Here is an 18,720-nt window from a genome sequence, read left to right on the forward strand (position 1 = left end):
GGTTTCAGGGCTGCGCCAGACTGGCGAGACTCGCGTCCACGGACGGACGGCGCGTCAGCACCTGCACGATGTCGAGCTGCTCGAGATCGGCGAAAGGCCGCAGGTGAACGCGCTGGTAGAGCTCGACCTCCTCGGGATCGACGTGGACGACGCGCCCGATCGGAATGCCGCGGGGAAATACCGAGGCCAGCCCCCCGGCGTCGAAACCCGAGGTGATCACGACCGAGTTCGGCTTGACGCGCCGGCGGTCCTGGATGAAGTCGAGCACGAGGTCGCGCGGATCGCCGACCGACGGACGAACGACACCGTTGGCCCCGTCCGGCATCACCTGAGCGGCGACAGCGCTTGCCGCGTCGGTGATGAGACGCACGCGCGCCGTGTGGCTCGACACCGAGCTCACGCGCCCCACCAAACCGCCGGCGGCGATCACCGGCTGGTCGATCCGGACACCGTCGCTCGCGCCCCGATCGATCGTCACCGCCGAGTACCACACCGTCGGCGAACGCGCGATCACGCGTGCGGTGAGCGGACGGGTACCGGCCGGAAAACCAGCGCTCGCGGTCAGGCGTGAGAGCCCGGCTAGCTCGCGGCTGTCGTGCACGCGCACCTGGGCGGCTGCTAGCTCCTGGCGCAAGCGCGCGACCTCGGCGCGCAGACGCGCGTTCTCGCTTTTCGCTCGCAGGCTGTCTCGCACCCAGCTGGTGAGATCGTCGACCGGCTTGAGCGCTCGCGAGAGCCCGCGCTCGAGCGGACCGAACAGCTCTTGTGTGCCGCGCGCCAAAACGGAGACGACGCCGCCGGCGGGGTTTCCCACCGACAGGCTGACGAGCACCAGCGACGCGACGACGAACGCCGCCAGAGCTAGCCGCCGGCGGCGGACGCTTCTGCGGTCGAACACCCGCGCCACCCCCGGGCGCGCACGCTAGCGCCGGCGCCGGCGGCGGGCGTGACGGTTCGAGCGGTGGATGGCCTCGAACTCCTCGAGGCTACGGCCCGACCCGACCGCCACGCACGTCAGCGGCGACTCGGCAAGGTGGGCGGGCATCTGCGTTTCGTCGCGCAGGCGCTGGTCTAGACCCTGGAGCAGCGCGCCGCCTCCAGCAAGCATGATCCCGCGATCCATGATGTCCGCGGCGAGCTCGGGGGGCGTGCGATCGAGCGTCTCTTTGACGGCGTCGATGATGATCTGGAGCGGCTCCTCGAGCGCCATCCGCACCTCTTCGCTTGTGATCACGATCGTCTTCGGCAACCCCGAGACGAGGTCGCGACCGCGGATCTCGGCTTGCACCTCCTCCTCGAGCGGGTAGGCGGAGCCGATCTCGAGCTTCACCTCCTCGGCCGTCTGCTGGCCGATCAGCAGCTTGTACTCGCGCTTGACGTAGTTGATGATCGCTTCGTCGAGCTCGTCGCCGCCGACCCGCACCGACTGCGAGACGACGATCCCGCCTAGCGAGATCACGGCGACCTCGCTCGTCCCGCCGCCAATGTCGACGATCATGCTGCCGGTCGGCTCGCCCACGGGCAGCCCCGCACCGATCGCGGCCGCCATCGGCTCTTCGATCAGGTACGCCTGGCGCGCGCCCGCCGACAGGCACGCTTCCTCGACCGCGCGCTTCTCGACGCCGGTCACACCCGAAGGCACGCAGACCACGACGCGCGGATGCGCCCAGCGGTTCTGGTGCACCTTCTGGATGAAGTGGCGGAGCATCTGCTCGGTTACGTCGAAGTCGGCGATAACGCCGTCTTTGAGCGGGCGGATAGCTTGGATCGTGCCCGGCGTGCGCCCGAGCATCCGCTTCGCCTCGATCCCCACCGCATGCACCTCGCCGGTGCGAACGTCGATCGCCACAACCGACGGCTCGGAGAGCACGATGCCGCGCCCGCGCACGTAGACGAGCGTGTTCGCGGTCCCCAAATCGACGGCCATGTCGCGGCCGCCCATGCCAGTGAGATACGAGAACAGTCCCATTTGCGCTCGCTGTCGGCGGGAGATCTAGAGTGCCGGCGGCACCCCCGATGTGGCGCGAGCGGGCGTCACGTGTGAAATGCCACAAGCCCGCACGCGCCCAACGGAGTACGCGGGACGCCGGCGCGCCTCAGTGTAGCGACCGCTTCTCGAGGCTCCTAGCCGTGACCGTGCCCTTGCAGCGGCGCGAGCGGCTCGCAGTGCACGAGCCCCGGCCAGAGCTCGAGGAGGGCGGCGACCGGCAGACCGACTACCGCCGTCGGGTCGCCCTCGACGCGCTCCACGAGCGCCATTCCGCGCAGCTGGATCGCGTACCCGCCGGCGCGGCCGCGCCACTCGCCGCTCGCCACGTACCAGTCGATGTCGCGAGCACCGAGCTTGCGGAAAGCGACACGTGCACTGCGCTCGGCGATGCGCTCCTCGCCGTCCGGCGTACGCAAACAGATGGCGCTAGTCACCGTGTGCGTGCGACCGGCCAGGCGCGCGAGGAAGGAACGCGCCTCGCCGGCGTCGTTCGGCTCGCCGAGAACCGCCCCGTCGAGCGCGACGACGGTGTCAGCGCCGAGCACGGGTAGATCGGCGCGCACGGCGCGCGCTTTGCGACACGCGTTTGCGATTGCCACCGCCCGCGGCTCTCCGCGCTGCTCCTCCCCGACCTCTGTGCGCTCGACGACGAAGGGAACGCCCAGCAGCTCGAGGATCCGCCGGCGTTGCGGCGAGCGCGAAGCTAGAACGAAAAGCGGGTGGCTCTCCCCGCTCAAGCCACCGCGCTGCCGACCAGCTCGGGGAAGAAGATCGCGACCTCGCGCTCCGCCGACTGCGGCGAGTCGGAGCCGTGGACCATGTTGTTCTGGACCGACAGCGCGAAGTCGCCACGGATCGATCCCGGGGCGGCCGCGAGGGGATCGGTGGCACCGATCACCTGCCGCGCAGCCTCGACGGCGCGCTCGCCCTCGAGCACCATCGCAACGAGCGGGCCGCTCGTGATGAAGTCGACGAGTTCGCCGAAGAACGGCTTCTCGCGGTGCTCGGCGTAGTGGCGCTCGGCGGTCTCGCGGTCGAGCTGCATCGACTTCAGCGCGACGATCCGCAGTCCTTTGCGCTCGAAGCGGGCGATGATCTCGCCGGTGAGACCGCGCGCGAAAGCGTCGGGCTTGACGAGGATCAGCGTGCGTTCCAAAGCTCTCTTCTCCTCTCCTTTCGAACGGTTGACCGTCGCGTAGTTCTAGCGTCTCGCCGGTCGCCGAGTAGGCGACCGGCCCCAGCCGCTGGCCGGAGGCAGGAGTGAGCTAGAGGCCCGCCGTGCCGCCCGGCGGGCCGAGAGGAGCCGCGCTCGAGCGCTCGGTACCGCCCTCGACAGCGCGCGCGTCGCCTCCCCGCTGCAGACGCGCAGCCGCGGTGCGCTGACCACGTCGCCGGGACGGCGCGGCGACCGCCCCGCCGACGCCGAGATCGGCCTCGCAGTAGGGACAGATCTGCCAGCGCGGGTCGAGCGGCCGCCGGCAAGACGGACAGGGGTCGCGAAGCTTGGCAAGGCAGTGCGGACAGCGCAGGAAAGCACGCTCGATGTCGGCGCCACAGTTGCTGCAGCGCAGCTGCGCGAGCGCCCGCAAGCGAGCCTCGGCAGCCGCCACTTCGACTTCGCGCTCGTGGCGGTCGAGGAGTGTTTCCGGCGGGCGCACGATCGCGTAGACGACGGTGCCGATGAACGGAAACAGCGACGCGCCGACCGCACAGGCGACGAGCACCGGGTCGTCGATGCGGCGACGGGCGTCGGCGTACGTCCACCACACGAGCGACAGCCAGATCGCCACGAGCGCTATCAGCAAGAGCCACAGGACCATGTTCAATGGGTCGTTCTGAACGCCGAGGACAGCCGGTACCGACATCGGCTAAGGCGAGCGTACCACCGCTTCGCGCCCGCGCTGTTCCCTGGCAAAGGAGCGACCGCCCCCACGGCACTCGCCGCCGGTGACGGTCCAAGCGACCTTCGCCTGGCGGCGCGCATCACAGGAGCAACCGTCCGAGCGCGTAGCCGATCGCGAAAAAAACGAGGATGACCGCGGCCACCACCAAGGCGACCAAGCCGACCATCTGCACAACGGATGGCCCCTCGCGGTTCATCGCTCGCACAGTAACGCGGGCGGCGCGACGATGCGGCTACAGCATCGACGGCGGTGCGCCCGGGGGGCGCAACAGGTCGCCGACCAGGTAGATCGAGCCGGTCGCCACCACGCAGCCGTCGGCACCGGCAAGCTCGCGTGCGCGCGCCAGCGCACTATGCGCGTCGACTGCGGTCTCGCGCCGCGCAGCGGGCGCGACTTTGGCGGCAAGGGTGTCGAGCGTCGCTGCCGGCAACGAGCGCAGGTTGGTGGCGCGGGTCACTACGAGGACGTCGAACGCCGCGCCGAGCTCGCGCAGCATCGCCGCGGCGTCCTTGTCGTCGAGGATCGCGACGACGGCGACGCGCGGACGCCTGTCGGCGAGAACCTCGTCGAGCGACGCGCAGAGCGCGCGCACGGCGTCGGGATTGTGCGCTACGTCGACGATCGTGAGCGGCCGCTCGCCGATCTGTTCAAGCCTGCCCGGCACGGTCGTGCGCGCTGCGCGGCGCACCGCCAGTGCCGACAGCGGCCGCCCGAGGAAACACGCCACGGCGCGGCGGGCGAGCGCGAAATTGAGGCGCTGGAAGCGACCGCGCGCCGCCAGCTCGCGGCCGTCGACGTCCCCCTCGCCTTCGCCGACAGGCACTAGCCGCGCACGTCGCTCGCGGCAGACGCGCTCGGCGACAGCCCCTGCTTCGGGCGGTACCGGCCCGCAGACGAGCGTCGCGCCGGGACGCACGACGTCGAGCTTCTCGCGCGCGATATCCGCGACTGTCGGACCGAGCCAGCGGGTGTGTTCGAGCCCCACGCTCGTCAGCACTTGCACCTCGGAGTCGATCACGTTCGTGGCGTCGAACCGCCCACCGAGGCCTGCCTCGATCGCCGCCACCTCGACCCGCGCCTCGGCGAGAACCAAGAACGCAACGGCGGTCAGCGCCTCGAACTGCGTCACGCGATCGCCCTCGTCGAGACTGCGCTCGACGATCGCTGTCGCGCGGCGCACGCGGGCGACGGCGCCGGCGAACGTCGCGTCGTCGATCTCGCGACCCTCGATCTGGATGCGCTCGCCGAAGCGCACGAGGTGCGGCGAGGTGTAGGCGCCGGCGCGCAGCCCCTCCGCTGCGAGCAGGGCAGAAGCGAAGCGCGTGACCGAGGACTTGCCGTTGGTACCGACGATGTGGATCGTGCGGAAGGCGCGTTGCGGACTTCCGAGCACGGTCAGCAGGCGCCGCATACGATCGAGCCCGAAGCGCATGCCGAAGAGCTCGCGCGAAAGCAGCCAACGCTCGGCTTCGCGGTAGTCGGGCGAAGGGAGCGGCACGCTCGCTCCGTCCCGCGCTCAGGCCGCGACCCAGGCGCCGATACGTTCGCGCTGCGCCTCGACGTCGCTGAGCTTGCGTCGCTCCCCCTCGACCACTTCGCGCGGTGCCCGCGCGACGAAGTGCTCGTTGGCGAGCTTGTTGCGCAGCCGCTCGATCTCGCTGTCGAGACGCTCGAGACGGCTGCGCACGCGTGCGCGCGCCTGGTCGGGATCGAACGCTTCGCTGCGCAACACGCGCACCGCGCCGCCCGCGACCGGCAACTCGAAGACCACCTCTTCGCCGTCGGCGGAGTCGACGAACTCGAAGCGCGCAAGGCGCGCCATCCGTTCGCGCAACTCCTCGACGCCAGCGACAGCGAGCTCGGCGCGCACCGGTGTGCCGGGTTGCGCGCCGACCTCCTCGCGGAAGCGGCGGAGCTCGACGACGGTGTCGACGACGCGCGCCATCTCGCGCTCGGCGTGCTCGTCGATCAGCTTGCTGGCCTGGACCGGCCAGCGCGCGCTGGCGAGCAGCGGCTCGCGTTCGCGGAGAGCGTCGGGCATAAGCGCCCAAAGCTCCTCGGTGACGTGCGGCATCAGCGGATGGAGCAGGCGCAGCACACGCTCGAGCGCGTACAGCAACACGCCCGAAACCGCGCGCTTCTCCTCACCCTCGCCGTAGAGGCGCGGCTTTGCGAGCTCCAGGTACCAGTCGCACAGCTCGGCCCAGAAGAAGTCGTAGAGGGTCAGCGCGGCACGCGAGAGCTGGTAGGAGTCGATGAGCGCGTCGACCTCGCCGACGGTGCGCTCGAGCCGCGACAGGATCCAGCGATCCTCAAGCGTCGTCGCAAGGCTCGGGTCGGGCAGCGCCTCGGGATCGATGCCGAGCAGCACGAGCCGCGCGGCGTTCCACAGCTTGTTGGCAAGCTCCGCGCCCTGCCTGACGCGCTGCGGCGAGTAGCGGACGTCTTGCTGCGACGACATCGCGAGCAGACCGAAGCGCAGCGCATCGGCCCCGTGCCGCTCGATCTCGTCGAGCGGATCGATGCCGGTGCCGAGCGACTTCGACATCCGCTTGCCCTCGGGCGACTGGATGACCGAGTGGATGACGACGTCGGTGAAGGGGACGGTGCCGGTGAACTCGAGGCCGAACATCACCATCCGCGCGACCCACAGGAAGATGATGTCGCGCGCCGTCGAGAGCACATCGGTCGGGTAGAACGCCTGGAGCTGCGGGGTTTTCTCGGGCCAGCCGAGTGCCGCGAACGGCCACAGCGCCGAGCTGAACCAGGTGTCGAGAACGTCCGGGTCCTGCCGCAGCTCTCCGTCGCAAGCCCCGCACCGGGAAGGCGGCTCGAGCGCCACCCACGTCTCGTCGCAGGCGTCGCAATACCAAGCGGGGATGCGGTGACCCCACCACAGCTGCCGCGAAATGCACCAGGGACGGATGTTCTCGAGCCAGTCGAGATAGACGCGCGCCCACTTTTCGGGGTGGAAGCGCACGGTGCCGTCGCGTACCACCGCGATTGCGCGCTGCGCGAGGGGCTCGACGTTGCAGAACCACTGCAGCGACACGCGCGGCTCGATCCGCCGTCCCGAGCGGTGGGAGTGCGGCACGTCGTGCTCGTACGGCTGGGCACCCACGATGCGCCCCTCCTCGCGCAGCGCCTGAACGACCGCTTCGCGCGCCTCGTCCACCGACAGCCCCGCGAAGCGTTCGCCGGCCTCGGCGGTCAGTCGACCCTCCTCGTCGATCACCACGATCGGCTCGAGACCATGGTCGCGCCCGATCTCGAAGTCGAGCGGGTCGTGACCGGGCGTGATCTTGAGTGCTCCGGTGCCAAACTCGGGATCGACGCGCTCGTCACCGATGATCGGCAACCGCCGCCCCACCAGCGGCAGCACCGCGGTCTCGCCGATCAGCCGCTCATAGCGCTCGTCGTTCGGGTTCACGGCCACGGCGACGTCGGCAAGCATCGTCTCGGGACGCACGGTCGCCACCGTGATCGCACCCGACCCCGACGCGAGCGGATAGTCGATCAGGTAGAGGACGTCCTGGACACGCTTCTGCACCACCTCGAGGTCGGAGATCGCCGACCGCGTTCCTGGATCCCAGTTGACGATGTAGCGGTCGCGATAGATCAGCCCCTTCTCGTACAAGCGCACGAAAACCTCGAGCACCGCGCGGGCGTAGGCGGGATCCATCGTGAAGCGCTCGTCGCTGTAGTCGAGCGAGGCGCCGAGGCGCTTGAACTGGCGGGTGATCATCCCGCCGTAGCGCTCGCGCCACTCCCAGACGCGCTCGAGGAAACGCTCGCGCCCGAGGTCGTGGCGGGTGAGACCTTCCGCGCGCAGCGCCTCCTCGACCTTCACTTGCGTCGCGATGCCGGCGTGATCGGTCCCGAACACCCACTTGGTGCGTAGCCCGCGCATCCGCGCGCGGCGGACGAGCACGTCCTGGATCGAAGCGTTGAGGGCGTGCCCCATGTGCAGGCTGCCGGTCACGTTGGGTGGAGGCACGGCGATCGAGAAGTTCTCGTCCGGGGTTCCGTCGGCGGGCGGGTGAAAGACGCCGGCCCGCTCCCAACGCTCGAAGGCGCGCGGCTCGCCCACCTCCGGCTGCCAGCGCGTCCGCTCGCGCAAAAGCTCGAGGCGATCGACCGAGCTTCCCTGTCGCTGCTCGCTCACGGCGCGAAAGTCTTGCACCGCCCGCTAGGCGAGCGAGCTACAGAAGGCGACGAACTTGGCCGTGTCGCGCAGCGGCGCGCCGTGGCCGAACAGCACGAGTCGCGGCTCGAGCTCGCCGAGGCGCCGCGCCGAACGGCGGTTGGCGGCGGGATCGGGAGTGAAGAACGCCTTCGGCTCGTGCAAGCCGGGGATGCCCGTGAGCGTGTCGATGTTGTTGACGACGTCGCCCAAGATCAGCACGCGGTCGTCTTCGCGCCAAAGCGCGATGTGTCCGGCCGAGTGGCCCGGCACGTGCAGCACGCGGAAGCCCGCTACCTCGTCCCCCTCGCGGAGCACCCGGTCGACCTTGTGGCCTGGACCCGCCCAGTGCCGGTAGCTCATGCGGTTGAGCGGGTGGTCCGGCTGGCGCTCGACGATCAGCTCCGGCCGTTCGGCGGCGTCGTGGTCGCCCTCGCCGACCCAGAGCGGCACGCCGTAGTGGTTGCAGACGAAGTGGCTCGAGCCTTGGTGGTCGGGGTGGGCGTGGGTCAAGACGTGAGCACGCAGCGACGTCGTTCCGAGCTCACGGAGGATCCGGCGCCGCGCATGGCGGCTGCCGGCGTCGACGAGAACGTCCTCGACTAGGTAGATGTTGATCGCGTTCGGCGGGAAGCCGCCGAGCTGCCAGACGCCGTCGGCGAGTTTGCGCACGGGCCGATCCTAATCGTCGCCTACTGCCGCCGAGTCGCCCAGTGCCGCCGAGCGAACCGCGGGCGTGGGCGGGCAGTCGCCGCCGCCACCGCCGGGCGCCCCGCCGCGACCGTCGGGCGCCCCGAGTCGCAACCACCACCGCCCCTGCGGTGGGTCGCCGGCGCTGGCGCGCACCTCGATGGCAATGAACGAAAACCAAAGCGCGGCGAAGTCGAAGCGCCTTTCCGCCGGTCGCGCCCACACGGTGTCGACCGTCTCGCCGTTCGCGAGCGTCACCGGCCGTTCGAGCTCGAGCCGTGCCTCTTTCCCGTGCAACTCGCGGATCCAGCCGCCGACGACCTCGGCGTCGTCCTCGCCGGGGCGGCTTCGCACCCACACGCGCAAGGGGCGGTCGGTTGGATCGAAGCGCCACAGTCGCCCGAGCCGGCCGAGCAGCGACACCGCGGGACGGGCCGCTAAGCGGAGCCGCCGGCTGCGCGCCGACGCTGCGTCGAGCGCTGCGTGCGTGGCGGCGTGGCCTCGGTGACGAGGGTCGGCTTGAGCCCCTTCTCGACCGTTTCGCGCGTCACCACGCACTTCTTCACGTCGGGCCGCGAGGGCAGCTCGAACTGCACGTCGAGCAGAATCTCTTCGAGGATCGAACGCAAGCCGCGGGCGCCGGTCTCGCGCTCGAGCGCCTTGTCGGCGATCGCCTCGAGCGAGTCTTCGGCGAACACCAACTCGATCCCGTCGAACTCGAAAAAGCGCTGGAACTGGCGGACGAGGGCGTTGCGCGGCTCGGTGAGGATGCGCACCAGGTCGTCGCGCGTGAGCTGGTGGATCACCGAGATCACAGGCAGACGACCGACGAACTCGGGGATCAGACCGTACTCGACGAGGTCCTCAGGCAGAACCTGTTCGAACAGCTCGCCGGTGTCGACCTTCTTGCGCGAGCGGACGTTGGCACCGAAACCGATCCCCTTGTGACCGATCCGCCGCTCGATCACTTTCTCGAGACCCTGGAACGCCCCGCCGCAGATGAAAAGGATGTTGGTGGTGTCGATCGTCAGAAACTCCTGGTGGGGGTGTTTACGTCCGCCCTGGGGCGGCACCGACGCCACCGTTCCCTCGAGGATCTTGAGCAGCGCCTGCTGCACACCCTCGCCCGAGACATCGCGCGTGATCGAGGGGTTGTCGGCCTTGCGCGCGATCTTGTCGACCTCGTCGATGTAGACGATGCCGGTCTCGGCCTTTTTGACGTCGTAGTCGGCGGCCTGGATCAGCTTGAGGAGGATGTTCTCGACGTCCTCGCCGACATAGCCGGCCTCGGTGAGAGCCGTCGCATCGGCGATCGCGAACGGCACGTTGAGGATCTTCGCGAGCGTCTGGGCGAGCAGCGTCTTGCCACAGCCGGTGGGACCGAGCAGGAGAATGTTCGACTTCTGCAGCTCGAGGTCGTCGGCGGTGCCCTCTTGCAGCATGTGCACGCGCTTGTAGTGGTTGTAGACCGCAACCGACAGCGCGCGCTTTGCGGCCTCTTGACCAACGACGTACTCCTGGAGAACGTCGTAGATCTCTTTCGGTTTCGGGAGCGTGTCGAGCTCGAGCGTGGCGGGCCCGCTCAGCTCCTCATCGATGATCTCGTTGCAGAGATCGATGCACTCGTCGCAGATGTAGACCCCGGGACCGGCGATCAGCTTCTTGACCTGCCGCTGCGACTTCCCGCAGAAGCTGCAGAGCAGTTGTTCGTTGGAGTCGGTCGGTCGCGCCATCTCCTCCTCCCTCGCGGAGGCAGCGGCTTCACGTTTAAGGCTAGTGGTGCGTGATCACCCGGTCGATGAGGTTGTACTCCTTGGCTTCTTCGGCAGTCATGAAGTAGTCGCGCTCGGTGTCGCGCGAGACCTTCTCGATCGGCTGACCGGTGTGCTTGGCGAGGATCTCGTCGAGCTTGCGGCGAACCTCGATGATCTCTTTGGCGTGAATCTCGATATCGGTCGCCTGGCCCTGGAAGGCGGACGACACCTGGTGGATGAGGATCTTCGCGTTCGGCAGCGCCATGCGTTTGCCGGGCGCCCCGCCGGCCAGAAGCAGCGCACCCATCGACATCGCGATACCGACGCAGATCGTCTGCACGTCGGGCTTGATCAGCTGCATCGTGTCGTAGATCGCAAGCCCCGCGTACACCGAGCCGCCCGGCGAGTTGATGTACAGCGAGATGTCCTTGTCGGGATCCTCGGACTCGAGGTGCAGAAGCTGCGCCACCACGAGGTTCGCGATCTCGTCGGTGACGGGAGTGCCGAGGAAAACGATGCGTTCGTTGAGCAGACGCGAGTAGATGTCAAAGGCGCGCTCGCCGCGCGCCGTCTGCTCTACGACCATTGGGACCAGCGGTGTCATAGCTCTAGCTGTATTGCCCGTCGCCTCGATCGATCCTTCAAGAACCCGGCGCTGTGACCGCCGGTCCCACCCAGCTAGCGCCGAAAGCGGCGGGTAGGTGGCGGCGAGTGTAGCAGCGGGAGGTCGGCGCGCCGGGATTGTGCAACGCCTTTATAAACACGCGAGCGCCCGCGCGCTGGCGCCCCGTGCCGTGGCGGGTGCGGGCGGGTGCAGGCCCACGCCGCCGCAGCGCCAGCATGCCGCCTAGTCGCCCGCGCTGCGCGCCGACTCGGGGGTCCAGATCTTCTCCCGCGCCTCGGCGCGACCTTGCGGAATCGGCTTGCTCTTTTCGACCAACAGGTCGACGGCCTTGCGCATAACGAGGTCTTCGCGGATGGCGTCGACGAGACCGCGCGCCTCCAGCCTGCGGCGTTCGCGGCGCAGCTCGCTGTCGCTCGGCTCGCGGCCGCGCGCAGCGCGCACGGTCGCGCGCAGCGCCGCTTCGACTTCCTCCTCGCTCGCTTCGATCCCCTCTTTTTCGACAACGGCGGCGAGCACAGCCTCGCGGCGCAGAGCGCGCTCGGCCTGCTCCTCGCCCTCTGTCACGACCTCTTCCTCGCTCTTGCCGGCGAGCTCGAGATAGCGCTGGGGATCGATGCCGCGCAGGCGCAGACGGCGCGCGCTGCGCTGCCACATCTCGTGCGCCTTGGCGTGGACGACCTCGTGCGGCAGGTCGATCTGCGCGCGATCTGCGACAGCGTCGACCACAGCTTCGCGGTACTCCTCCTCGATTTTGCGCTCGGCAACCTCGCGCAGCCGCTTGGCGATCTCGCCGCGCAGCTCGTCGAGCGTGTCGTAGCCGAGCTGTTCGGCGAAATGGTCGTCGAGCGCAGGCAAGCGCTTTTCCTTCACCTCGCGCACCTCGACGCGGAAGACGGCTTCCTTGCCGGCTTGGGAGCGCTCGGGAAAGTCGTCGGGCAGCGTCACGCGAACTTCGCGCTCCTCACCCGCGCTGGCTCCCTCTAGCTGCTCTTCGAAGCCCTCGATCAGTCGACCGGCGCCCAGTTCCAAGAGGTAGCCACGAGCGCTCGCGCCCGCGACCGGCCGGCCATCGACCTCGCCCTCGAAGTCGACGATCAAAAAGTCGCCCTTGGCAGCGGGGCGCTCGACGGTCTCGAGCCTGGCGTTGGCTTCGCGTAGGCGGCCGAGCTCGTTCGCGACTTCGTCGTCGCTCACCTCGACCTCGCGCCGCCCGACTTCGATGCCCTCGTAGTCGCCGAGCTTGGCGCGCGGGCGCACGGCGACCTCGGCGGTGAACGTCAGCGGTTCCCCGCTGCGCTCGGGCAGCTTCGCCACCTTGACGCGTGGCGCCCCGACCGTGACGAGTTTTGCCAGCGCAACAGCCTGTTCGTACCAGTCGGGAAGCTCGGCGCGCACCGCTTCGTCAAGTACAGCCGACCAGCCCAGCTGGCGAACCACGATCTGGGATGGCACCTTGCCGCGGCGGAACCCCGGCACGCGCAGGTCACGGCCGAGCGCCCGCGCAGCGCGATCGACGGCGCGAGCGACCTCGCTCGCCGCGACTTCGACGGTCAGGCGCACGCGCGAACCTTCGAGTTCCTCGGTCGCGGTGACGCGCACAGTTTCGCCGCTTTGCCTCGTCTCGCTCATTCGCGCGCCGGACGATACCGTGCCGCGCGTGGACAGCGGCTTCGGGCAGCGCCTGCGCGGATGGTTCGTGACGAGCGGCGCTGGGCGCGCGTGGGCTGCTTGGCGTGATCTGACAGCTGGGGCCGCGGCCTACTGGCGCTGGCGGCGCAACCGCCGGCGCGAGCGTGCCGCGCGGTCGACTCGCAACCAGCCAGCCGCATCGCGACCAACTGCGCGCCAGCCAGCGCAAACAGTCGCGGTTCTCGGCACCGGCAAGCTTGGCGCGCCCGTCGCGCAGCGTCTTGCCGCGGAGGGGTTCACGGTGCGCGCTTGGAACCGCACCGGCGCGCGTGCCGAACCGCTGCGCGCGCACGGTGTCGCGGTTTGCGCGAGCGCGGCGGAAGCAGCCACCGGCGCCGACGCTCTTGTGACCCTGTTGCGGGACGGACAGGTCGTCGCCGAGGTGTGCGCAGGTGGTGTGCTCGAAGCGCTCCCTGCCGGCGCCCTTTGGCTGCAGATGAGCACCGTCGGCGTGCGCGACTGCGAACGTCTGCGCGAGCTCGCCGAGCGGCACGGGGTCACCTACATCGATGCGCCGGTGTTGGGGTCGCGCGAGCCAGCCGAGCGCGGCGAGCTGGTAGTGCTGGCGAGCGGACCGGAGGCGGCGCAGGCCCGCGCAAACCCGCTCTTCGCACCGCTCGCTCGCCGCGTTGTGTGGCTTGGCGAGGCCGGTGCTGGCAGTCGCATGAAGGTCGTTGTGAACGGCTGGCTCGTGGCGCTGGTCGCCAACCTCGCCGAGACGCTGGCGTTGGCGAGCGCGCTGGACGTCGACCGCGGCGTGCTGCTTGACCTGCTGGCAAAGACACCCGTGGGATCGCCGTATGCAGGGATCAAGGGCGAGCTGATGAGGTCGCGCAGTTACCCGGTGAGTTTCGCGCTCGACCTTGCCGCAAAGGACCTCGAGCTTGTGGCCGAGGCGCGCGAGCTCGTGGCGCTCGACGGCCACCTGGCCGAAGCGACCCGCAAGCTGTTTCAGCAAGCGAAAGAGGCGGGTCTCGGCAGCCTCGATCTGGCAGCCGTCTACGAGGTCTGCGCCCCCGCTGGCGAAAGCCGCGACCAGCGCGAGCCGCGCACCGCGGCCGACCGCCGCGAGCCGCACACCGAGACGGGTGTTCGCGCGCATCTGCCCCACAGGCGCGACAACGCCGAGCAGCGATCGCCAGGTAGGGCGGAGACGGCTGAGGCGGGAGGCGACGATTCGCCGCCCGCGGGTACGCTCGCGCTGTGAGGGGCGACGTTCAGCGCCGCACGACGAGCGAGCTCGCGCAGCTTGCGGCTGCTGCGGGGCAGCTCGCGATCGACACCGAGTTCGTCTCGGAGCGCCGCTACCGGACGCTTCTGTGCTTGGTCCAAGTGGCGGTGCCCGATCCGAGCGCACCGGGTGGCGTGCGCTGCGCAGCGCTCGATCCGCTCGCGGGGTTCGACCGCGAGCCGCTGGCGCGCGTGCTCGCCGACCCCGCGGTGGAGGTCGTGATGCACGCCGGTCGCCAGGACGTGGCGCTGCTTCGGCGCGAGCTCGCAACCGACATCCACAACCTCTTCGACACCCAAGTCGCCGCTGGGTTCGCCGGCTTCAGCGCACAAGAGGGCTACCAGACACTCGTCCGTCAGTTGGTGGGTGTGCGCATCGAGGGTGGCGAGGGTTTCACACGGTGGGACCGGCGCCCCTTGACCGAGGCACAGCTCCGTTACGCGCTCGATGATGTGCGCTATCTGCTGGCCCTCGCCGAGGAGCTGAAGCGCCGGCTCGAGCAGTTCGGTCGGCTCGAGTGGGCGCGCGAGGAGTCGCGCGCTATCGAAGAGATCAGCGACGCCCGCGACCCCCTCCAGATCGTGCGCCGGCTGCCGCGCGCCGGACGCCTCAGCGGCGAACAGCGGGCGGTGGCTCTCGGTCTCGTGGAGTGGCGCGAGCAGCGCGCCGCGCAGCTCGACCGTCCGCCGGCGACGGTGCTCGCCGACCACGTGCTCGTCGAGCTCGCTCGCCGCCGGCCACGGACGCGCAGCGAGCTGCGCGCTGTTCGCGGCCTCGATGGCCACGTCTCGGGGCGGACGGCGGAGGAGCTGTTGGCGGTCGTCGAGCGTAGCCGCCACCGCGAGCCGCCGCCGGCGCCGCCCCAGCCGCCGCAGCGCGATGCGAGCGAGCAGCCAATCGCGTCGCTGGCCCAGGCGCTCGTGCGCCAACGCGCCCGCGAGGCCGGGATCGCGACCGAGCTCGTGGCTACGCAGAGCGAGCTGCAGGCGTTCGTGGCGGCGGTTCGGCGCGGGGACGCGCCGACGGGACGGCTCGCCGCGGGTTGGCGACACGAGTTGGTCGGCCGCGAGCTTGTGCAGCTCGTCAAGGGCAAGCTGGCGCTATCGGCCGGTAGCGACGGCTTGCGGGTGATCGATGTCGCCCCGCTCGCGCGCGAGCAGGGCACGCAGTAGCGGCGGCACGAGCAGCGTCGTAAGCACCGACATAGCGACGATCACCCCGAAGAGCTCCTTGTCGATCACCTGCTCGCTGAGCCCGATCGACGCGACGACGATGCCGACCTCGCCGCGCGGCACCATGCCCACACCGACGAGCGTCGCGTCGCGCGGACCGAGCGAACGCGCACCCAGCCAGGCGCCGATGAACTTTGTGGCGATCGCCACGGCGGTGACCGCTACCACCAGGGCGAGCGCCTTCCAGTCGAGGAGCACGTCGAGATCGACGCTGACCCCGATCGAGGCGAAGAAGAACGGCGTGAAGACGGCGTAGAGCGGGGCGATCTCGCCCTCGACGGGCACGCGCTCGCGGGTTTCGGCGAGGATCAGCCCGGCCAAGAACGCCCCGACGATCGCCGCGAGACCGATCTTCGCGGCGAACGCGGCGAGGCCGAGACAGAGCAGCACCGCGGGCAGGAGCGGTGACTCGGCGAAGCGCGGCGCTTCGAGCAGCTGCGGCCAGCGCCGCGCCACGCGTGTGCCGCCGAGGGCGAAGAAGGCGACAAACGCGAGCGATAGCAAGGTCGTGAGCACCACACCCGTGGGGTCGAAGTCGTCCTCGGCGACGAGACCGACGGCGAGGGCGAGGATCAGCAGCGCGAGGATGTCGTCGATCACGGCGGCGCCGAGGATCGTCCGTCCGCCGGGTCGACGCAAGGCACGCAGCTCGACGAGCACGGCCGAGGTGATGCCGACGCTCGTGGCGGTCAGGGCCGCACCGAGAAAAACGGCGGTCGAGAACGATTCGCCGAGCGCCTCGGCGAGACCGAAACCGCCTGCAAGTGGCAGCACGACGCCGAGCACCCCGACGAGAAAGGCCGCGCGACCGACGGCCGTGAGCTCAGAGAGGCGTGTTTCCACACCGACCCAGAACAACAGGAGCACCACACCGAGTTCGGCGAAGAGGTCGAGCTCGGTGCTCGGCTCGACCAGTCCGAGCAGCGATGGTCCGATCACCACACCTGCGAGGATCTCGCCGACGATCGCCGGCTGGCGGAGGCGGCGGAAAAGCTCGTCGCCGAGTTTGGCGGCGAGCAGAACGATGAACAGCGTGCCGAGCGCGTCGGCGGCGTCGGCGGCCGCCGCGATCGGGAGCGTCACCGCCGCTCCCCCGCTGACAGCTGCCCGCCAGTGATCTCGCCGGCGCGCTCCGGCGAGGGTCGCGGCTCGCGGGGTCCCGGTTCGGTGCCGTGCGGATGGCGATCGATCTCGGCTAGGAGCGCGTCGACGAGGGCGGCGATGTGGTCGCGGATCTCGCGCACAGTCGCGATGTCTTTGCCGGCCGGGTCGGGGATGTTCCAGTCGACGCGCAACGCCCCCGGCACGGCGGGACAGGCGTCGCCGCACCCCATCGTGACCACAACGTCGGCAGCGTTCGCCAGCTCTGGCGTCAGTTTCTGGGGCCGGCGGTCGGCGAGGTCGATGCCGAGCTCGCGCATCGCCGCGACGACCTCGGGATGCACACGCTCAGCCGGACGGCTGCCCGCCGAGAGGGCGCGATGCCGGCCGCCCGCACGGCGCTCGAAGAGCGCTGCCGCCATCTGCGAGCGCCCGGCGTTCTGAACACAGACGAAGAGCACGACCGCCACGCTTTCATCCTGACATGGCGCCGGCGAATGGGTGTGCACGACCCGACAACAGGGGCGCGGCGGCTGCCGCCGCGCCAGCTACAGGAGGGGTGAGCGACGGGATTCGAACCCGCGACCGCCGGGACCACAACCCGGAGCTCTACCAGCTGAGCTACGCCCACCACGCCGGTCGCGCGGTGCGCGACCGCAGGCGACGAATCTAGCAACGGTGCTGCCGGCTCGCCCCTGCCGGCCCGGGCCCTCGGCTCGCCGCTGTGGGCTCGGGAGTGGCGGCCCGGCACTGCGAGCTCGTCGCTGTCAGCGGCGCGCGTTTTGCGCTCCTGCCGGGACCGTGACCTCGACCCGCCGCTCGGCGACGGCCTCGACGACCTCGCCCGGCTCGCCTTCGTCGCGCGCGCAGACGATGCGGAACGTGCCCGTGCCCATGTTGGGATTGGGGCGGATCGGCAGGCCGCGGATCTCGTCCCAGCCTAGGCGCTCGACCTCGAAGGGGTTCATCTCGATCGCCACCGCAGGCCACTCGCAGTTGGCGTTGTGCTGGTCGATCGCCTTCGAGATCACTTCCAGGTTTTTGACTTCGGCGCGGCGTGCCACGTTGGTATCACCTCCCGCTCGCCCCGCACGTTGACCGCATCCCTGCGTTGGTTCTTAGTTGAGCCTAGCGCGCTGCGGGCTCACCGAGGATGCGCGTGTAGTGCTCGATCGTGCGCTCCAGACCCTCGCGAAGATCCACCTCGGGCTCCCAGCCGAGCAGGTCGCGCGCGCGGGTGATGTCGGGCTGGCGCACCTGCGGGTCGTCCTCGGGCAGGGCCTCGAAAACGATCTCGGAGCGCGAGCCGGTTAGCTCGATGATCAGGCGCGCGAGGTCGATCAGCGCCATCTCGTCGGGGTTGCCGAGGTTCACCGGCTCGTGTACGTCGGACTCGGCGAGCGCGACGAGGCCGCGCATCATGTCGTCGACGTAGCAGAAGCTGCGCGTCTGGGTGCCGTCGCCGAAAACGGTGAGCGGCTTGTCGGTCAAGGCCTGGCGCAGGAACGTCGGGACAGCGCGCCCGTCGTTGGGGCGCATGCGCGGGCCGTAGGTGTTGAAGATGCGCGCGATGCAGGTGTCGACACCCTGCTGGCGGCGGTAGGCCATCGTCAGCGCCTCGGCGTAGCGCTTGGCCTCGTCGTAGACGCCGCGCGGGCCGATCGGGTTGACGTTGCCCCAGTAGGTCTCGGGCTGGGGGTGCACGAGCGGGTCGCCGTACACCTCGCTGGTCGAGGCGAGCAAAAAGCGCGCGCGGTGCTTTTTGGCGAGCCCGAGCGTGTTGTGGGTGCCGTAGGCACCGACCTTGAGCGTGTGCAGCGGCAGGCGCTGGTAGTCGATCGGGCTCGCGGGCGAGGCCATGTGGTAGACGAAGTCGATCGGCTCGTCGACCTCGTAGTGCGAGGTGATGTCGATCATCAGGAAGCGGAAGTTGTCGCCGTCGCGCAGGTGGCGGATGTTTTCGAGCGAGCCGGTCTCGAGGTTGTCGACGCAGATCACGCGATGGCCACGCGCGATCAGGTAGTCGCAGAGGTGCGAGCCGAGGAAACCGGCACCACCAGTCACTAGCGAGGTCGGCATGGCCTTGAGCCTAACTGGCTGAATCGGCGCGCGGCAAACCGGTCGGGCAGGTAAGCACCTCGCGAAGGGCGGGCAGCGGAATCCTGTCGGCGCACGGCTCGCCCGTCGGTCCAGGGCGTCCGACGTTGGCGCGACCGAGAGGGGCCAACTGTCGCTGTCGCGTGACCGAGAGCGGCCTTCGACACCGCGGCGCAACGCTGCCCGACGGCCCTTGCCTCGGTAGCTGCAGAGTAGATAGGGTG

The 18,720-nt window shown here is 69.7% G+C and carries 18 protein-coding genes and 1 tRNA gene; 2 read left to right on the forward strand and 17 right to left on the reverse strand.

Annotation, left to right across the window (positions count from 1 at the left end; genetic code table 11):
- Window positions 1-4: 4 nt before the first annotated feature.
- From mreC to tig, 12 genes are all read right to left on the reverse strand, one after another.
- Window positions 5-898, reverse strand: a complete 894-nt coding sequence (gene mreC, locus JDY09_RS06270; RefSeq protein ID WP_274716072.1) for a rod shape-determining protein MreC — start codon at window positions 896-898, stop codon at window positions 5-7.
- Between the two features lie 24 nt (window positions 899-922).
- Window positions 923-1,969, reverse strand: a complete 1,047-nt coding sequence (locus tag JDY09_RS06275) for a rod shape-determining protein (protein WP_274716073.1) — start codon at window positions 1,967-1,969, stop codon at window positions 923-925.
- Between the two features lie 155 nt (window positions 1,970-2,124).
- Window positions 2,125-2,727, reverse strand: a complete 603-nt coding sequence (locus JDY09_RS06280) for a Maf family protein (protein WP_274716074.1) — start codon at window positions 2,725-2,727, stop codon at window positions 2,125-2,127.
- Window positions 2,724-3,146 (reverse strand): nucleoside-diphosphate kinase, encoded by a 423-nt coding sequence (gene ndk / locus JDY09_RS06285; RefSeq protein WP_274716075.1) that lies wholly within the window; start codon window positions 3,144-3,146, stop codon window positions 2,724-2,726. Before ndk ends, JDY09_RS06280 begins: the two co-directional genes overlap by 4 nt.
- A gap of 109 nt (window positions 3,147-3,255) precedes the next feature.
- The gene (locus JDY09_RS06290; RefSeq protein ID WP_274716076.1) at window positions 3,256-3,855 is read right to left on the reverse strand and encodes a zinc ribbon domain-containing protein; all 600 of its coding nucleotides are present in this window, start codon (window positions 3,853-3,855) and stop codon (window positions 3,256-3,258) included.
- A gap of 271 nt (window positions 3,856-4,126) precedes the next feature.
- Window positions 4,127-5,392 (reverse strand): bifunctional folylpolyglutamate synthase/dihydrofolate synthase, encoded by a 1,266-nt coding sequence (locus JDY09_RS06295; RefSeq protein WP_274716077.1) that lies wholly within the window; start codon window positions 5,390-5,392, stop codon window positions 4,127-4,129.
- An 18-nt stretch (window positions 5,393-5,410) separates the two neighbouring features.
- The gene (locus JDY09_RS06300) at window positions 5,411-8,059 is read right to left on the reverse strand and encodes a valine--tRNA ligase (RefSeq protein WP_274716078.1); all 2,649 of its coding nucleotides are present in this window, start codon (window positions 8,057-8,059) and stop codon (window positions 5,411-5,413) included.
- Window positions 8,060-8,083: 24 nt separating this feature from the next.
- Entirely contained in the window at window positions 8,084-8,749 is a 666-nt protein-coding gene (locus tag JDY09_RS06305; protein ID WP_274716079.1) for an MBL fold metallo-hydrolase, read from the reverse strand.
- A 9-nt stretch (window positions 8,750-8,758) separates the two neighbouring features.
- Window positions 8,759-9,190 carry a hypothetical protein gene (locus JDY09_RS06310; protein WP_274716080.1) on the reverse strand — a complete coding sequence of 144 codons (432 nt, stop codon included), beginning with the start codon at window positions 9,188-9,190 and terminating at the stop codon, window positions 8,759-8,761.
- A 14-nt stretch (window positions 9,191-9,204) separates the two neighbouring features.
- Entirely contained in the window at window positions 9,205-10,500 is a 1,296-nt protein-coding gene (gene clpX, locus JDY09_RS06315; protein ID WP_274716081.1) for an ATP-dependent Clp protease ATP-binding subunit ClpX, read from the reverse strand.
- A gap of 40 nt (window positions 10,501-10,540) precedes the next feature.
- Window positions 10,541-11,125 (reverse strand): ATP-dependent Clp endopeptidase proteolytic subunit ClpP, encoded by a 585-nt coding sequence (clpP, locus tag JDY09_RS06320; RefSeq protein WP_274716082.1) that lies wholly within the window; start codon window positions 11,123-11,125, stop codon window positions 10,541-10,543.
- Between the two features lie 243 nt (window positions 11,126-11,368).
- Window positions 11,369-12,775: a trigger factor gene (gene tig, locus JDY09_RS06325; protein WP_274716083.1), complete on the reverse strand. Its 1,407-nt coding sequence runs from the start codon at window positions 12,773-12,775 to the stop codon at window positions 11,369-11,371.
- A 28-nt stretch (window positions 12,776-12,803) separates the two neighbouring features.
- Here tig and JDY09_RS06330 point away from each other — a divergent pair, with 28 nt between their 5' ends.
- Together JDY09_RS06330 and JDY09_RS06335 are read left to right on the forward strand one after the other, a co-directional pair.
- Complete coding sequence (locus JDY09_RS06330; protein ID WP_274716084.1) at window positions 12,804-14,042, forward strand: NAD(P)-dependent oxidoreductase; 1,239 nt, start codon at window positions 12,804-12,806, stop codon at window positions 14,040-14,042.
- Window positions 14,039-15,238: a ribonuclease D gene (locus tag JDY09_RS06335; RefSeq protein WP_274716085.1), complete on the forward strand. Its 1,200-nt coding sequence runs from the start codon at window positions 14,039-14,041 to the stop codon at window positions 15,236-15,238. The genes JDY09_RS06330 and JDY09_RS06335 overlap by 4 nt, the downstream gene beginning before the upstream one ends.
- Here the strand turns inward: JDY09_RS06335 and JDY09_RS06340 are convergent.
- The 5 genes from JDY09_RS06340 to JDY09_RS06360 all read right to left on the reverse strand — a co-directional run bounded on the left by JDY09_RS06340 (window position 15,167) and on the right by JDY09_RS06360 (window position 18,478).
- Window positions 15,167-16,381, reverse strand: coding sequence for a cation:proton antiporter (locus tag JDY09_RS06340; RefSeq protein WP_274716086.1), 1,215 nt, complete (start codon window positions 16,379-16,381; stop codon window positions 15,167-15,169). The two genes, JDY09_RS06335 and JDY09_RS06340, sit on opposite strands and share 72 nt — an antisense overlap.
- Window positions 16,378-16,869: a low molecular weight phosphatase family protein gene (locus JDY09_RS06345; protein WP_274716087.1), complete on the reverse strand. Its 492-nt coding sequence runs from the start codon at window positions 16,867-16,869 to the stop codon at window positions 16,378-16,380. The genes JDY09_RS06340 and JDY09_RS06345 overlap by 4 nt, the downstream gene beginning before the upstream one ends.
- 88 nt (window positions 16,870-16,957) lie before the next feature.
- Window positions 16,958-17,030, reverse strand: a tRNA-His gene (locus JDY09_RS06350).
- 136 nt (window positions 17,031-17,166) lie between these two features.
- Entirely contained in the window at window positions 17,167-17,463 is a 297-nt protein-coding gene (locus JDY09_RS06355) for a hypothetical protein (protein ID WP_274716088.1), read from the reverse strand.
- A gap of 64 nt (window positions 17,464-17,527) precedes the next feature.
- The gene (locus tag JDY09_RS06360; protein ID WP_274716089.1) at window positions 17,528-18,478 is read right to left on the reverse strand and encodes a UDP-glucuronic acid decarboxylase family protein; all 951 of its coding nucleotides are present in this window, start codon (window positions 18,476-18,478) and stop codon (window positions 17,528-17,530) included.
- Window positions 18,479-18,720: the final 242 nt, after the last annotated feature.

Source organism: Thermoleophilum album (assembly GCF_028867705.1).
In the GTDB taxonomy this organism is placed as follows: Bacteria; Actinomycetota; Thermoleophilia; order Solirubrobacterales; family Thermoleophilaceae; genus Thermoleophilum.

Bases quoted from the DNA above. Each gene is read 5' to 3' on its own strand.
- JDY09_RS06275 (WP_274716073.1), bottom strand. From the start codon at position 1,969: ATGGGACTGTTCTCGTATCTCACTGGCATGGGCGGCCGCGACATGGCC.
- JDY09_RS06290 (WP_274716076.1), bottom strand. From the start codon at position 3,855: ATGTCGGTACCGGCTGTCCTCGGCGTTCAGAACGACCCATTGAACATG.
- clpX (WP_274716081.1), bottom strand. From the start codon at position 10,500: ATGGCGCGACCGACCGACTCCAACGAACAACTGCTCTGCAGCTTCTGC.
- clpP (WP_274716082.1), bottom strand. From the start codon at position 11,125: ATGACACCGCTGGTCCCAATGGTCGTAGAGCAGACGGCGCGCGGCGAG.
- tig (WP_274716083.1), bottom strand. From the start codon at position 12,775: ATGAGCGAGACGAGGCAAAGCGGCGAAACTGTGCGCGTCACCGCGACC.
- JDY09_RS06360 (WP_274716089.1), bottom strand. From the start codon at position 18,478: ATGCCGACCTCGCTAGTGACTGGTGGTGCCGGTTTCCTCGGCTCGCAC.